Origin of the sequence: Mariniflexile fucanivorans (assembly GCF_004341235.1) — a bacterium.
Taxonomy (GTDB): domain Bacteria; phylum Bacteroidota; class Bacteroidia; order Flavobacteriales; family Flavobacteriaceae; genus Mariniflexile; species Mariniflexile fucanivorans.
In genome coordinates this window covers 1-1146 of sequence record NZ_SLUP01000029.1, presented here as the reverse complement: position 1 = coordinate 1146, position 1146 = coordinate 1, and the positions used below count along the sequence as shown (strand labels likewise).

At 34.4% G+C, this 1146-nt stretch carries 2 protein-coding genes; both read left to right on the top strand.

The features are described 5' to 3' along the window. Positions 1-39 precede the first annotated feature (39 nt). Positions 40-411: a transposase gene (locus EV196_RS19790; RefSeq protein WP_132219512.1), complete on the top strand. Its 372-nt coding sequence runs from the start codon at positions 40-42 to the stop codon at positions 409-411. Further along, positions 381-1146 (top strand): IS3 family transposase (locus EV196_RS19785; RefSeq protein ID WP_165876217.1); only part of this gene is annotated, 766 nt, incomplete at its 3' end. The genes EV196_RS19790 and EV196_RS19785, both read left to right, overlap by 31 nt.

Sequence of the window (1146 nt, the reverse complement as noted above, 5' to 3'; positions counted from 1 at the left end):
TGACCCGTCCTGAAATAAGGCTACATAATTTTAAACATTATGTATAGAAATGACAAAGTAATCAGACGGTATTCAGAACCTTTTAAACTGAAAATTTTAGACGAAATTACAAGGGGTAAACTAAACAAAAATCAACTAGGTAAACTTTACGGCATTGCTCCTACCACCATTAATGAATGGATTAGAAAGTACAACCGTAAAGACCTCATGAACACCAGAGTAAAAGTGGAAACAAAAGACGAAATAACACGAATCAAAGAACTTCAAAAAGAAATTGAACAGCTTAAAAAGCTTCTATTAAAAAAGGATTTGGATGCCATGGTATTGGATTCGTACCTGGAAGTCGCTGCCGAAGATCTAGGATACAAATCTGTGGCTGAATTAAAAAAAAAGCTAAGTATAAAGCCTTAATTAAAGCCAAAGAAAAGTCTAAGGGATTTGCTTCTTTAACTACCATAACCAATTGTTTCGGACTTAAACGTGATGCATTATACAAGTATAAACGTAGAGCTGATAAGCGTTTAAAACAAGAACAACAGATTATTGAAATAGTCAAGAAAAGACGCAAGTCCCTTCCTAGAGAAGGTGTGAGAAAACTTGAAATATCTTTAGATAATCAGTTCACTAAAGCAAACCTTAAAGTCGGTAGAGACACATTATTTAATGTCCTTAGGAAACACAATATGCTAACTCTTAGAAAGAAATATAGCTCCAGAACAACAAACTCGCTGCATCGTTTTTATAAGTACAAAAACATTATAAAAGATGTAGAAGTTACAAGGCCTAATCAGGTCTGGGCATCTGATATTACCTATATCAGAACGGTAAAAGGCTTTTGTTATCTAGCGTTAATAACTGATATGTATTCAAGAAAAATTGTAGGTTATGACCTGAGTGATAGTCTGGAACTCAACGGTTGTGTGAGAGCGCTTCAAAAAGCTTTATACCAAGCTAAGAACATAAAAGGACTTATTCACCACTCTGATAGAGGTATTCAATATTGCAGCAATGTATACACACAAATCCTGAAAAGAAATAAGATAGATATAAGCATGACAGAAGAAAACCATTGCTATGAAAATGCCCTAGCAGAAAGGGTTAACGGGATCCTTAAAGATGAGTTTTATCTCGACCAGACCTTTACTA

Coding starts and splice junctions, on each gene's coding strand:
- EV196_RS19790 (WP_132219512.1), top strand. CDS start 40: ATGTATAGAAATGACAAAGTAATCAGACGGTATTCAGAACCTTTTAAA.